The 14941-nt window shown below is 40.4% G+C and carries 13 protein-coding genes; 12 read left to right on the forward strand and 1 reads right to left on the reverse strand.

What is annotated here, in order from left to right; genetic code table 11:
- Positions 1-98 precede the first annotated feature (98 nt).
- The 9 genes from SH603_RS02210 to SH603_RS02250 all read left to right on the forward strand — a co-directional run bounded on the left by SH603_RS02210 (position 99) and on the right by SH603_RS02250 (position 11239).
- The gene (locus SH603_RS02210) at positions 99-1415 is read left to right on the forward strand and encodes a PTS transporter subunit EIIC (RefSeq protein ID WP_321534030.1); all 1317 of its coding nucleotides are present in this window, start codon (positions 99-101) and stop codon (positions 1413-1415) included.
- Positions 1399-2289 carry an alpha/beta hydrolase gene (locus SH603_RS02215; protein ID WP_169472626.1) on the forward strand — a complete coding sequence of 297 codons (891 nt, stop codon included), beginning with the start codon at positions 1399-1401 and terminating at the stop codon, positions 2287-2289. The genes SH603_RS02210 and SH603_RS02215 overlap by 17 nt, the downstream gene beginning before the upstream one ends.
- Positions 2290-2338: 49 nt before the next feature.
- Positions 2339-3043: a class A sortase gene (locus SH603_RS02220; RefSeq protein WP_321534031.1), complete on the forward strand. Its 705-nt coding sequence runs from the start codon at positions 2339-2341 to the stop codon at positions 3041-3043.
- A gap of 324 nt (positions 3044-3367) precedes the next feature.
- The gene (locus SH603_RS02225) at positions 3368-4498 is read left to right on the forward strand and encodes an IS30 family transposase (RefSeq protein WP_013923736.1); all 1131 of its coding nucleotides are present in this window, start codon (positions 3368-3370) and stop codon (positions 4496-4498) included.
- Positions 4499-4711: 213 nt separating this feature from the next.
- Complete coding sequence (gene ppsA / locus SH603_RS02230; RefSeq protein ID WP_321534032.1) at positions 4712-7093, forward strand: phosphoenolpyruvate synthase; 2382 nt, start codon at positions 4712-4714, stop codon at positions 7091-7093.
- A 15-nt stretch (positions 7094-7108) separates the two neighbouring features.
- Positions 7109-8893, forward strand: a complete 1785-nt coding sequence (locus SH603_RS02235; RefSeq protein WP_321534033.1) for a right-handed parallel beta-helix repeat-containing protein — start codon at positions 7109-7111, stop codon at positions 8891-8893.
- Between the two features lie 12 nt (positions 8894-8905).
- Entirely contained in the window at positions 8906-9685 is a 780-nt protein-coding gene (gene tpiA / locus SH603_RS02240; RefSeq protein ID WP_169477984.1) for a triose-phosphate isomerase, read from the forward strand.
- 11 nt (positions 9686-9696) lie between these two features.
- Positions 9697-10563: a class II fructose-1,6-bisphosphate aldolase gene (gene fba, locus SH603_RS02245; RefSeq protein WP_169470706.1), complete on the forward strand. Its 867-nt coding sequence runs from the start codon at positions 9697-9699 to the stop codon at positions 10561-10563.
- A gap of 19 nt (positions 10564-10582) precedes the next feature.
- A complete protein-coding gene (locus SH603_RS02250; RefSeq protein ID WP_153706752.1) occupies positions 10583-11239 on the forward strand; it encodes a histidine phosphatase family protein in 657 nt (218 codons plus the stop codon).
- A gap of 37 nt (positions 11240-11276) precedes the next feature.
- Here SH603_RS02250 and SH603_RS02255 read toward each other — a convergent pair whose 3' ends face one another.
- Positions 11277-11741 carry a low molecular weight protein-tyrosine-phosphatase gene (locus tag SH603_RS02255; RefSeq protein ID WP_169470704.1) on the reverse strand — a complete coding sequence of 155 codons (465 nt, stop codon included), beginning with the start codon at positions 11739-11741 and terminating at the stop codon, positions 11277-11279.
- 130 nt (positions 11742-11871) lie between these two features.
- Here SH603_RS02255 and SH603_RS02260 point away from each other — a divergent pair, with 130 nt between their 5' ends.
- The 3 genes from SH603_RS02260 to SH603_RS02270 all read left to right on the forward strand — a co-directional run bounded on the left by SH603_RS02260 (position 11872) and on the right by SH603_RS02270 (position 14873).
- Positions 11872-12441 (forward strand): LemA family protein, encoded by a 570-nt coding sequence (locus SH603_RS02260; protein ID WP_003667234.1) that lies wholly within the window; start codon positions 11872-11874, stop codon positions 12439-12441.
- A gap of 2 nt (positions 12442-12443) precedes the next feature.
- Entirely contained in the window at positions 12444-13340 is an 897-nt protein-coding gene (gene htpX / locus SH603_RS02265; RefSeq protein WP_169473642.1) for a zinc metalloprotease HtpX, read from the forward strand.
- Between the two features lie 153 nt (positions 13341-13493).
- Complete coding sequence (locus SH603_RS02270) at positions 13494-14873, forward strand: UDP-N-acetylmuramoyl-tripeptide--D-alanyl-D-alanine ligase (protein ID WP_169477985.1); 1380 nt, start codon at positions 13494-13496, stop codon at positions 14871-14873.
- Positions 14874-14941 lie beyond the last annotated feature (68 nt).

The raw sequence follows: 14941 nt of genomic DNA on the forward strand, positions 1-14941 counted from the left end.
ATTAAGGCCAATAAATCATTATTAACGTTCTTTTGCGTCTTTAAATATTGATCTTTCTCTGCGTATAATATTGATAATTGAGAAAGTGGGGGCTACCTATGCATGAAAAAATTATTAATCGAATAATTGCCCTGCATCGTTATTCTTTTGTTAGGATAACCCGGCAGACATTAATTATGATTTTTCCCATTGTCTTTATTGGAACGATGGCAAAGATGATTTTGAAAACTGTTTTTAAACCAGATGGATTTATTTATAATATTGCTTTTCTTGATGTAATACCACAGAACGTGTTGCGGATTATTCAATTTATGTTAACTAGCATTAGTCAATTAACCTTAGGGATTCTAGGAATTTATACTGTTTATATGGCAGCAAAGTTTACGGCGAAAAGGTATCGGCGAGACGGTAAATTTGCCGGAATAACCGCTATTTTGACCCTTTTACTAATGTCTTATCGTTATGGCAAGTCGTCCCCGCAATTTTCCCTTAGCTTTTATCAACGGCTCCTCAGTGGCAATAGTTTGTTAATCGTTTTAATTCTTGGTTACGGAATCGGCCAGCTTTACCGGTGGTTAACCCAGCCAAAAGATGATGATAATACCAATGCGTTGCCGTTATTACAGGAACGATCATTTAGTTCAATGCTGCCAATGACAATTAGTCTTATTTTTGGAGTGACAGTTGCTCTTTTCTTAAATTCCAACACAATCTATCATGCTTGGTCAGCAAGTTACTCCACGTTAGTTACGACTGCCCAAGAGCATCGGCAACTATGGCTGACGTTATTAGCTACAATGGGGCTAACAATATTTGATTGGTTAGGATTAGGTGTTCCATACACTTCGATGGCGTTAACCTCTGGAGATTCATTTACTGCTAACTTGAACTATGCGTTTGCTCATGGAACTCCATGGAATGTGCCGTATGAGTTTTTAGGCAGTTCTCTTTATAATTCATTTGCTAACTTTGGGGGCGATGGATTGATCCTGGCCTTGATAGTTGCCATTCTGTTAACTTCTAATGGCTCCTACATGCATCGTGTTGCACGGTGGACAGCCTTACCAACATTATTTAATTTTAATTATGCAACAATGATTGGCTTACCGGTTGTATTTAACCCATTATTTCTGATCCCATTTGTCTTCTTACCGATTGTAAACATTCTCCTTGCCAGTTTAGCGATTGCGATTCACTTAATACCTTCAACGCCTTACCCGGTTTTGCAGGGGACACCAGGACCGCTTATTAGTTTTTTGGGGACAAATGGCAATTGGGGAATTTTGATTTTTACCTTGGTATTGCTTTTAATCGATATCGCTGCTTATATCCCCTTTGTAAAAATGACCTTAGTAGTTGAAAATCGCTTAACATTAGCAGAACAGGGCGTGACCAGTCATGAAAAAAATGACTAAATTAATTCTCCACACTCGTTTAGTATTGATTGGCCTAATATTGATCTTAGTCCTAATGGCAATCCCAGCATATTTTTGGATGAAAGATACAAATAAATATTTAGCTGCCCAACATAATTCTAGAACGTCGCCGATAATTATGGTTCCAGGAAGCTCAGCAACACAAAACCGCTTTAATCCGCTTATTCGTAAACTTAACGAAGATAGTCCTAAAAAACATAGTGTGTTGCGATTAGAAGTAATGAATAGCGGTAAAATTGTTTCGCAAGGATGGATAAATCGTGGCGATAACGAGCCAATTATCGTGATTGGCTTTGAGAATAATCATGATGGTTATCAAAATATAAAGAAACAAGCACAAATGGTTAATCAGGCTTTTGAACGATTGACGGAAGAGTATAACTTTAATAACTTTAAGGCGTTTGGCCATTCCAATGGGGGTCTAGTATGGACTTATTGGTTGGAACATTACTACTCTAAATATAAAGATGCGATTACAATTAAAAGGCTGATGACACTGGGAACGCCATACAACTTTGCGGAATCTTCTGTTAGCCATCCGACACAAATGTTTTCTGATTTTGTAAAGTATCGGAGTCGGATTCCCAAAAACTTATTAGTTTATTCGGTCGCGGGAACAGAAACTTATACATCCGATGGCCTTGTCCCAGAAGGAAGCGTCGATGCTGGTAGGTATATTTACCAAAAACAAGTGGCCCATTATACGAGTATAACGGTCACGGGAAAAGATGCTCAGCACTCTAGATTGCCGCAAAATAAGCAGATTGTACGGTTAATTGAAGAGTATCTGCTTGATCCAAATGACAATGGTAATCCTAATTCGCAAAATAAGCAGGGGGCTACTCAAAATTAATTAAGCAGGTTATACTAAGTTCATAATAAAAAGTAAGGAGTTCAATATCGTGAAAAAAGATAAAAAGCGATCACTTGAATGTTTACGGTGGACAGCGGTTGTTGTACTGTTATTGGTATCAGTTGTCTTAATTTTTAACCAGCAGATTAAGTCTTACTTGGTAGGGAGTTATAAACCTGAGATTACTCGGCAAACGGTTCAAAGCAACCAAAAGAAAAAGGCGACTTATGATTTTCAAAGTGTCAAAGATCTTAACTTGCAAACGGCTGCCAAGGCTCGTGCAAATAAGCAATCGATTAATACCATTGGAGCAATTACGGTTCCCGCTATTAATATGACGATTCCAATTGCTAATGGGGTTGATAATACAACTCTTGCGTTAGCAGCAGGAACCCTTCGTCCAGACATGAAGATGGGGGAAGGAAACTATGCGTTAGCTGGTCATAATATGGCCCATGGAAGTAAAATCCTATTTTCCCCATTGTACTATCATGCTAAGGTGGGACAGATGATTTATATCACCAACATGGATCGCGTTTATGAATATAAGATTTATCAGCGTGAATTTATTGCGGCGACCCGGGTTGATGTGGTAGACAATACGCCGGAAAAGATTATTACTTTGATTACTTGTGACGCTACCGGGGCCAATCGGTTGATGATCCGCGGTAAATTTGTTAAATCAGAACCATTTACGAAAGCACCACAAAATGTACAAAAGAATTTTAGCGAGAAATATACAACAGGTCGTTAAAGGGAGCGAGACAGAAGTCACTTGTGACTTCGTTTTCGAGCCCCCGCAAGCAACAATAGGCCTCCAATGTTCGGTTTTTGAGCCGAACGTTGGAGGCCATTGTTGTACTGCGTATTTGCTTTTTATGAAAGTAACTTAACTTATATCAAAGTCCTTTTTTGTTTGCAAATTTTTACGATATTTGTAATCCATTCCAAATTAAGAAAAAGGTGGATTATAGAATGAAGTTAGCCACCCAGTTGGTGGTAAATAAAAAACGCCATTCGGCGTGACATCAGGTATCATATTAAGTGAACCAAACCTATATGAAAGGATGTCCGTCAAATGACGCACTTAAATGATACCATGTCTACTAGTTTATTGACTACTCATAAAAAGAATGCTCATCTTACTAAAGAAGAACGTGTGATGATTGCGACTTTAAAGTCGCAAGGACTTTCCAATCGCGCAATTGGTCGCCAATTAGGAGTTAATCATCAAACAATTAATAACGAGCTCAACCGTGGTACGGTCCGCCAACTTCGTCGTCAAAAATCTAATGGTAAGATTTACGAATATTCTTACTACATCTATAGTTATGAAGCTGGTCAGGCCACATATCTTGAACATCACCGCCATTCTGGTCGTCGTCGCTTATATTATTCTTCAAAGCAATTTTTACGATTAGCTGATCAGCTAATGCTTGGTGAGTTTGACGACCACCATTACTCCCCACAAGCGGTTATTTATAAGGCTCGAGATTTAATGAATGATGGCACCCTGATCCCAAAGTCGGTTGTAACTTTATATCAATGGATTAATGAGGGTGTGCTTCGTACGTCCAATTTAGACCTCTTTGAAAAACCTAAACGTAAGCATCATCGAACTCATCCGCAAGCTAAAAGGTGCTTAGGGCCTAATATTGCTCAACGACCTCAAACTGCGGACCAACGGTCCGAAATTGGCCATTGGGAACTAGATACAGTTCAGGGACAGAAAAACGGTAATGACAGTGTTGTACTAGTAATGACTGATCGCCTTTCACGAGTTAATATCACGAGTAAAATTGCTGGTAAAACTGCGCATGCAGTAAATCAGTTCTTTATAAATTTACGCCAGAAAATGGGCACAGATGCTTACTATCGCATCTTTAAGACAATAACCTCTGACAACGGTTCAGAATTTAGTGAGTTAACACAAGTTCACGATCATGTTTTCTATGCTGATCCGTATTCCCCTTGGGAACGTGGATCCAATGAGATCAATAACCGGTTTCTCCGCAAGGAGATTACCAAAGGTGAAGCTATAAATAACTATAGTAGTGCTCAGATCATAGCGACTAATGATTGGATGAATCACTATCCACGAGCTATGTTTAATGGACATTCGTCAATGGATATCTATCGTAAGGCCTTCTACCAAGAGATATCACAGCTCCATCAACCAATAATCAATTGGTCAGTATTATTTATTTGAGTCCAGTGGCTAACTTATTCTTGAAATTTAGGAAATTAAGAAAAACACAATGACAGTAAAAAATAGCCAAATTAAAATAAATTTTAAGTAAACAGATGAGCGAACGGACAGGAATGCCACCGTTTGCTCATTTTTTTGCTGTAAATAAATTTCTTGACTCTTTTTCAGGAACCGCCTAAGAAAGAGATACATTGAATTTAAGGAGATGCAGTAATGGAAAAGCGCGAACAAAAGAATGTTTTATGGTTTGATGAATTGCATCGCTCTGGCGTTAATCTCGTTGGTGGGAAGTCCTCTTCATTAGGTGAAATGACTTCTGCAATGAAAATTCCAGTTCCATATGGCTTTGCAACGACAACTCACGCTTATCGTCAATTTATGGCGGAAACGGGATTAAACGACCAAATTAATAAATTATTAGCTGAAATTAATGATTATGAAAATGCTGATGAACTTCATCGGGTTTGCTCACATATCCGGCAGATGATTGTCGAAGCACCGATGCCAAGTGAGATTGCTATGACAATCAAAAAAGCTTATACAGCCTTATCAGAAAAAATGGGTGAAACCGAACCGTTTGTAGCGATTAGGTCAAGTGCTACCGCTGAAGATTTACCAAATGCTTCTTTTGCGGGGCAGCAAGAATCGTATTTGAACGTGCGTGGAGCTGAAATGGTATTAGCAAAGGTTCAAGAATGTTATGCTTCCTTGTTTACCGATCGGGCAACCTATTACCGGCATAAGCAACATTTTCCTCATGAAAAAGTGGCTTTATCGGCGGCCGTTCAGATGATGGTTTTCTCAAAAGCTTCTGGGGTTATGTTTTCAGTTAACGTGGCGAACGGAAATGATGCCCAAATTGTTATTGATACGATTTGGGGATTAGGTGAATACATTGTTTTAGGAAAAGTAACACCAGATCATTTTGTAATTAATAAAAATAATCTTCAAGTAGTAGAACGTTCGGTAGTTCCGAAGGCGATTGAATTGTGTCAAACCCCTGGTGGCGGAGTGCATGAAGAATCGGTGCCAGCAGACCGGGCAATCCAGCCGGCACTAACTGAAGACCAAATTCATGAATTAGCGGGATATGCAAAAGAAATTGAAAAGCACTATGGTTGTTACATGGACATGGAATTTGCGCTAGATGCACGCACAGATCGGTTATGGCTAGTGCAAGCTCGTCCAGAAACGGTTTGGTCGAATAAAAATAATAAGCAAGCAACAAAGGAGTCCACTGTCTCAATGAATAAAACTAAAAAAATCTTGGTCAAAGGATTAACGGCAAGTCCAGGCGTTTCCACTGGAAAGGTGCACGTAATTGCGGATCCTAAAGATATTGATGAATTTGAAAAAGGAGAAATATTAGTAACGTTGATGACTTCGCCTGACTGGGTACCGGCAATGAAAAAAGCATCAGCAATCATCACCGATAATGGTGGAATGACCTGCCATGCCGCAATTGTTTCTCGTGAAATGCAGATCCCATGTATTGTTGGAACTAAGAGCTGTGGGCAAGCAGTTACTGAAATGCTGCAAGATGGCGCACAAGTAACCGTTGATGCTAAAAACGGGGTCGTTTATCAAGGCGATCTTGCAGAACAATTTAACGGCGAAAAGGAGACAACGGAATGTCACCATGCAGAATATTACGCGCCGACTGCAACCAGGGTCATGATGAATTTAGGCGATCCAGAACTAGCAGAAAAATATGCAGAACTTCCTGTTGATGGTATTGGCTTAATGCGAGAAGAATTTCTTTTGACGACTTATATTCATGATCATCCCCTCTACTTAATTGAAACTGGTCATCCTGAAAAAGTTGTTGATATGTTAGCAGATGGGATTGCTAAAGTGGCTCGGGCGATTGCTCCACGGCCGATGGTTTTACGTTTTTCTGATTTTAAGTCGGGAGAATACCGTAATTTAACGGGCGGCGATAAATATGAGCCCCATGAACCTGCCGACTTATTGGGATGGCGCGGCGCTTCTCGGTACTATGATTCCAAATATATCGAAGCTTTTAAGCTAGAACTTGCGGCGGTAAAAAAGGTGCGTCAAGAATTCCGGTTAAAGAACCTCAATGTAATGATTCCGTTTGTCCGCACCGTTGCCGAAGCTGATAAAGTTACAAAATTAATGGCAGCTGCCGGGTTACATCGTGGTCCAGATTTTAAGGTATACATGATGGCCGAGATCCCAAGTAATATCATCTTGGCAGATCAGTTTAATAAATATGTTGATGGTTATTCGATTGGGTCCAATGATTTAGCAATGCTTATTTTAGGTTGTGATCGGAATAATGATACAGTGGCCCACCTCTTTGATGAACGCAATCTTGCGGTAAAACGTGCGATTAGCCACCTTATCAAGGCTGCTCACCAAGATAACAAGACGGTTTCAATATGTGGGCAAGCACCATCTGAATATCCTGAATTAGCATCTTTCTTAATTCAACAAGGGATTGATTATATTTCAGTTAATCCAGATATGGTTAAAGAAACCAAACAGAACGTGGCAAGGATTGAACAGCGCATAATCCTGGATAATGCGACGGGTAAGGGACGACAAGCTGTGGAAAATTATGCATGGTAGAAAGGATTGAATAAAATGCAAATTTTTGTTGATATTAATCCTTCTGAAAATGGTAATGGTTCACAAGAGTTTCCGTTTAAGTACATCCAACAAGCGGCGGATATCGCTCAACCGGGGGATTATGTTCAAGTAATGCCGGGGGAATATCATGAGGAAGTTCATCCACAATATTCCGGCACTAGTGATAAGCCGATTATTTATGCATCTGCTAAGCAAAATCGGGCAATCATTACGGGCGCTGACCGTGTTACTGGCTGGCAACATGTTGCTGGTCCGGTATGGCAATTAAAACTCCCTAATGCCGAATTTGGTAACTATAATCCATACAACGTTTTAGTTGATCAAACCTTTAATCATGCCGGTGAAATCTTCCTAAATAATAAAGCAATGTATGAGGTTGATCAGTTAGCAAAAGTTGAAACACCAAGTGAAAACAAACTTTCCCGAGACCGGAAGTTTACCTGCTATACCTGGTATACCGAACAGTTGCCAGCAGAAGATTCAACCGTAATCTATGCAAACTTTCAAGCGCAAAATCCTAATGATGAACATGTTGACCTGACTTTCCGTGAGACGTGTTTCTATCCAGAAAAAGCAGGACTCAATCACCTTATTCTATTGGGCTTTACAATGACAAAGGCTGCTTGTCGGTGGGCATCTTCGCAATATAATAAGGGGATTATTGGTACTAATCGTGGTCAGGGATGGAAGATTGCCAAGTGTGACGTTTCTCACGCTAAGTGTTCCGGGATTTCCCTTGGTCGAAATATTGTTCCAACCATTGACGATGATAAGGCTTATCCACATCGGATTAAGAACAATACGATTCATGATTGCGGGCAGACCGGAATTATCGGTGTTGAAGGCAACCCATCGCCAATTATTGAACACAATAGTATTTATAACATTAACGTCCGGCAAAACCTTGTCAGCGATGATGTTAGTGCGATCAACCTTTCGCCAGCGATTGGGGCTAAGATTTTACGCAACTGCATTCATGATTGTACGCGCGGAATATGGCTTGGTGACAAGGTTGAAGATACCCAAATTTCACGGAATGTGTTCTACAACAATTCACTGCCAGATTCATTTGAAGTCACAAACGAAAATCGGGAGGACTTAGTTGCGGCCCTTGGTGAAGATATTGAAATTAAGAATTCGATGGGTGTGACCTTGATTGATAAAAATTTCTTATTATCAGATTGTGCACTTAAGCTCGAATCTAAAGGCGTCCTTCTCGTTCATAACCTAATTAATGGCAGTGTGGAATGGTTAAGCAATACGAATGTTGTTGAAAATGACCCTTACTACCACCGCCTTTACCAACAAAATGTGCCAGAAAGTGCTCCTTACGATTCTTCCTGTTTCTATAACAATGTCTTTATCCGGAAGAACCTCCGGAGTGAAATGGCAAAATTAATGGCATTTGCCCACAAACAGGCAAGTGAACAACCAATCGATAATCATAGCGATGATAATGCTGCTTATGTTGGCCTAGTCAGTGGACAACGAAGCTATATTCCAGCTAATAAAGCAGGAAATATCTTTATGAATGATGAGCAAGAAGACGTTAAAGTCGCCATCGATTCAAACGAAGATGGGGTATTTCTTGATAGTAATATCTACGACTACTTGAATGAAGATACCAGTCGGGTGATCGCGGTTGGTGTTACTCCCAAGACTGCCCGTGATTTTGATACAAATTTCTTAGGGAACCATCGTGAAGGAATTAGTGTAACCGCTGGACCTTTTGATACGAAAGAAGAATATAGTCGACGCTTATTTAGGCTACTGTTTTAAGGAGGTAAAGGAATGTGCAAACCATTTATTATTGCGAACTGGAAAATGAATAAAAACGTTCATGAATCCGTTGCGTTTGTTAAAGCAATTAAAGAAAAACTCCCGGCAAATAAAGAAATTGGGATCGCGGCACAAGCAGTTTCGCTATATAACATGAAAAAAGTGGCAGGATCTTCTAACTTACAAATTATTGCTCAAAATGCATCTGCTGAGTTAGAGGGACCGTATACTGGAGAAATTAGCATGCGAAGTTTAGCAGATGCGGGCGTGACATATGTGATGCTAGGACATTTAGAGCGCCGGCGCCTTTTTAACGAGAGTAATGATTCAATTAATCAAAAAGTTTTAGCGGCCATCAATGCTGGTATTATTCCAATCATTTGTACGGATGAAGAGATGGTCCAAACAGAAGTTAACGGACAAATTCATTATGTATTTCGCCAACTAAAAAGCGTCCTTAAAGGGGTACCAGCTAATAAACTATCACAGATTGTTATTTCGTATGAACCAAGTTGGGCCGTTGGGAGCACGCATCAAGCAAATCCAGACATTGCGGAAGAGGGATGTCAGGCAATTCGTCAAAGCCTAGTTGAAATGTATGGTAATGAGATTGGCGAGCAAGTCCGAATACTCTATGGTGGCAGTGTTAATCCCGAGAATATTGGTCAAATTATGAGTAAACCAAATGTTGATGGGGCGCTAATCGGTCGCGCAAGTCTCGAGATTGAAAGCTTCTTACAAATGATTAATTATATCGAATTAGCGAGCAAGCAGAAGTTACAGGTAATTTAGGAGGAAGAATGATGGCTTACTTTGATAACGGAAACAAACTTTTTGATGATGCACGGAAGAATCAATACGCAATTGGGGCATATAATATTAATAATCTTGAATGGACCCGGGCAATTTTGCGGGCGGCAGCGGAGACTAATACCCCAGTGCTGATCCAAGTTTCAATGGGAGCTGCCAAATATATGGGTGGTTATAAATTTGTCAAAGATATGGTTGAAGACCAGATGGATGCAATGGAAATTAAAGTTCCGGTTATCCTGAATCTTGATCATGGTAACTATGATGCGGCGATTGAATGCATTAACTTAGGGTATTCGTCAGTCATGTTTGATGGCCATAAGTTGCCGATTGAAGAAAATTACGCCAAAACCAAAGAGATTGTCCAATTAGCGCATTCACGCGGCATTGCGGTTGAAGCCGAAATCGGTAAAGTGGGAGAAAATCAGGATACCAGCAGTGGGGAACTTGCTGATGTTGAAGATGCAATGGCGTTTGCAGCGATGGGAGTTGACCGTCTTGCTTGTGGGATTGGCAACATTCATGGCATTTACCCTGCTAACTGGCCAGGGTTAGACTTTGACCGCCTTCAAGAAATTGCGAATGCGATTGATATTCCGCTAGTACTTCACGGTGGTTCAGGAATTCCTAGAGAACAGGTTCAAAAAGCAATTTCAATGGGGATTGCAAAGGTGAATATCAATACTGAATTCCAGTTAGCGTTCCAAGATGCAACACGGAAGTATATTGAAAATGAATTAGACCTCAATAAGGAACAAAAAGGATATGATCCGCGGAAATTATTACTTCCCGGAACAGATGCAATAACTGCTAAAATGAAAGATATGATTGAATGGTTAGGCACGCCAGCAGTTGCCTAATTATAATGGAGGTTATGGAATGGCAATCACAGTTTACTTTGTCCGGCATGGTGAGACCTACTTTAACCGGTTTGCTCGTTTGCAAGGATGGTCAGATACCCCACTTACAGAAAAGGGCAAGATGAATGCTAAAAAGATCGGCCAAGTTTTAGCGGACTTAAGGATCGATTACCTTTTCTCCAGTGATTTAAAACGAGCAGTTGATACGGCACGGCTTTTAATTGCGGACCACCCAACTGCGACGATGAAGGAACCAATTCAAAAGGAATTCTTCCGCGAGGTATTCTATGGGTCTTTTGAAGGCCATAGTAATGAGGAAGGAGCCATCTGGGCAAGCTATCTTGAAGGCAAGCGATTTAGGCGTATCGGTGAATTAGTTGATGAATTTGGCGTTGAAAAAGCGCATGACCTGCTGAAAGCTGCCGATCCGGCCCACCTTGCAGAAGATAGTAATGAGTTAAATACTCGTATAGAACAGGCAATTGCCTTTTTACAAAGCTTACCTGACGGAAGTAATGTGGTCGTAGTAGCTCATGGATCGATCATCCAATATATTGCGGGGATGTATGGTGAACCTGGATATAAGTATGAAAACTTACATAACGGTGCGCTAATGAAGGTTCAGTTGACAGCTAAGGACGTTGAAATTACCGGATACAATCAATTTAAACTATAAAAAGAGGCAAGGAATTTTTTCCAAACCTCTTTTGTTATTATGATAATTCTTTAGTAATCTTATCCAGCCATAATGGCAATGTCTCGTTTAGGCTATTGTAAGTATCTTCAAAGCGGTGAGTATACCAAGGATCAGGAATTTCTTGATCCTCTTTGCCGGGAATTACTTCATATGCTAAATGAACTTTATCACGATCTTGTGCTGGTGCAATACGTTGCAAGTTGTACTTGTTCATATTATCCATGCAGATGATGTAATCAGCCCAATCGAAGTCTTGTCGTGTAATTGGGCGTGAGATTAAGCCGTCAGTTGATAGCCCGTGTGCGTGCATTGTCTTTGCGGCACCTGGATGGGGACCATTTCCTTCTTCTTCGTTGCTTGTTCCAGCAGAATCAACATTGATTTTGCCATTTAATCCTGCGTCATCAACCATTTGCTTGAACATTGCCTCGGCCATTGGTGACCGACAAATGTTTCCTAAGCAGACAAATAAAACGTTCATGTAATCACCTCATTTATACTTCTATCATACCGAAAAAGATAATATTTTGCTAAAATATTCGGTAAACCTAACACTATCCTTAAGTTTTTGGTAAAATTAAGGACAAATATTTTTTAGAGGAGGAACAAAAATGACCCTTATTATTGTAATTGTTGTCATTGTCTTGCTGATTGCCATTTATGCGGGACTTTACAACAGTTTGATTCAATTGCGGACACACGCACAAGAATCATGGAGTCAAATTGATGTTCAATTACAACGACGTAACGACTTGATCCCTAACTTAATTTCAACAGTTAAGGGCTATAGCAAGTATGAAGCTGGGACCTTGGAAAAGGTAACAAAGCTGCGGACAGAATTAAATAGTATTCCAGATAGCGATCATGCTAAAAAAATGGAAGTTTCCAATGAATTAACGGGAACTTTACGGACATTGTTTGCCGTCGCTGAAAATTATCCAGACTTAAAAGCAAGTGCTGAATACCAAAAATTAATGGAAGAATTAACCAATACTGAAAATAAGATTGCCTACTCACGGCAGCTTTACAATAGTACTGTGGCTGCTTTAGATGCTAAGATTCAATCTTTCCCAAGCAATATTGTGGCTAAAATTCATCACTTCCAACAAATGGATTACTTACAAGTGCCAGAAGAAGCCAAGGCTGTGCCAAAAGTTTCATTTGATGATTTAGGTGATTAAGCATGTTATATCAGCAAATTGCCCGTAATAAACGAAAAACAATTTTGGTGATGTTTGGGTTCTTTGTATTGCTTGCTTTAATTGGGGCCGCAATTGGCTATTTATTTGCGCGGACAGCGATTGGCGGCATGATCATTGCGGCGATTATTGCGGTGATCTATATGTCCGTGATCATTGGTCAATCGACTGATGTAGTGATGCGGATGAATAACGCGACAGAGGTACGATCAGCGAGTGATGCGCCAGAACTTTGGCATATTGTTGAAGATATGGCCTTAGTTGCACGGGTACCAATGCCGAAAGTCTATATCATCCATGACCCAAGTCCCAATGCTTTTGCGACTGGTAATGATCCTAAGCATGCTGCTGTGGCCGCTACTACTGGTTTGATGGAAAAAATGAATCGTGAGGAACTAGAAGGGGTAATGGCCCATGAAATGACTCACGTTCGTAACTATGACATCCGTCTGCAAACAATTGCGTTAGCCTTAGCATCCGCAATCGCAATGCTTGTTAATTTTGCTGGAAATTTCTGGTGGATTGGTGGTCGGAGCAGTAGTGATGACCGGGATAATCCATCAAGTATTTTCGCCATCCTTGGTTCGATTCTTTTGATTATCTTAGCGCCATTGGCAGCAACCATTGCGCAGATGGCTCTTTCACGTAATCGGGAATACTTAGCCGATGCAGGTGCTGTGGAATTAACCCGTAATCCGCAAGGGATGATTAGTGCATTAGAAAAGCTAAAAACTGCTGTCCCAATGAAACATGTGGACCCAAGCAGTTCGGCATTATATATTAGCGATCCAGAAAAGAACGCTAAGCACCATCCTTTTTCAAATCTATTTGACACTCACCCCCCGCTAGATAAGCGAATTGAACGGTTGCGTCAAATGTAATAAGTTTATAGCAAAGACTGAGAAAAAACTTTTGCTTTTTCTCAGTCTTTGCTATTTTTACTCACGACTTATCGTTTTTAATCGCCTTATACTAGTGAGAGTGATATAATTAAAAAGCTAGACCAAAGTATCAAAAGAAGAGGTATCTTTTTCATGAAAATGAAATTAGCGGAAATTGCCAAGGCGATCAACGTACAAAATGACATTGAACAATGGAAAGACGTAGAAGTGACTAGTGTGTCATTTGACAGTCGACACTTAGATCAAGGGAGCTTATTTGTTCCATTGCAAGGTGCCCAAGACGGCCATCAATACGTACCGAGTGCTTTTAACAATGGTGCAGTAGCTAGTTTATGGGCTAGTGACCATGAGATAACGGATCAGACGCACCCGCTATTAGTCGTTAGTGATCCACTAGCGGCCCTTCAACAACTAGGGAAGTACTACTTGCATAAGATCAATCCGATTGTTGTTGCAGTTACAGGCAGTAATGGGAAGACGACGACTAAAGATATGATTGCGTCAATCTTAAGTACGCAGTTTAATGTCACGAAGACATATGCTAATTTTAATAATGAGATTGGGGTTCCAGTAACGCTTCTTAACATGGAGTCTAATACCGAAGCAGTGGTAGTTGAGATGGGCATGGACCGTTTTGGTCAGCTTGACTTCTTAAGTAAGCTTGTAAATCCTGACATTGCCGTTATTACAATGATCGGGGAAGCACATATCGAATTCTTCGGGACTCGTGATAAGATTGCTGATGCAAAGATGGAAATTACTCATGGCCTAAAGGAAGATGGAACACTAGTATTTAATGGGGATGAACCATTATTAGAGGAACGGGTAAAAGATCTTGCCCAACGACAGATGCGCTTTGGTCGGCAACTAAGCAATAATTTGTATGCAACAAGTGTCCGCGATGAACCACGGCAGTTATCATTTACCGTCAACGAATGGCCAGATGAAGAATTCACTATCCCAATGGTTGGTGAATACAATATTAATAATGCGTTAGCGGCTATGGAAGTGGGTAAGATTCTGCATATTACTCCCGCCCACATGAAGCAAGCGTTGGCAAACGTTGAATTAACGGAAAATCGTGCTGAATGGGTTAAAGGAAAGAATGGTGAACAGATCTTAAGTGATGTTTACAATTCAAACCCGACCGCTGCCAAGGAAGTCCTTAAGACGATTGCAGAAACACCAGTAGCTGGTCGCCGGATCGCCGTATTAGGGGACATGCTGGAATTAGGGGATGCTGCGGCAAAGTTGCATGCTAGCTTAGCAGAAGAGATTGACCACCAAAAGATTGCTAGCGTTTACCTTGTAGGCGAACAAATGAAAAATCTTAAAGCCAAGTTGATCCAAGAAGGGTACCCAGCTGAAGATATCTATCATTATGCTGCCAGTGACCTTCAACAATTAATTGCCGATCTTACAGCTACTTTGACAGGTGATGATATTGTCCTATTGAAGGCAAGCCATGGCATTCACCTAGAAGAAGTCTTGACGGCATTAAAAGCAGAATAGTTAATATATTTGCCAGTCGATTACTGATGCTTATATCATGAATCGACTGGTCATTTTTAGGAGGAAAA

Origin of the sequence: Limosilactobacillus reuteri, assembly GCF_034259105.1 — a bacterium.
Lineage (GTDB): Bacteria > Bacillota > Bacilli > Lactobacillales > Lactobacillaceae > Limosilactobacillus > Limosilactobacillus reuteri_G.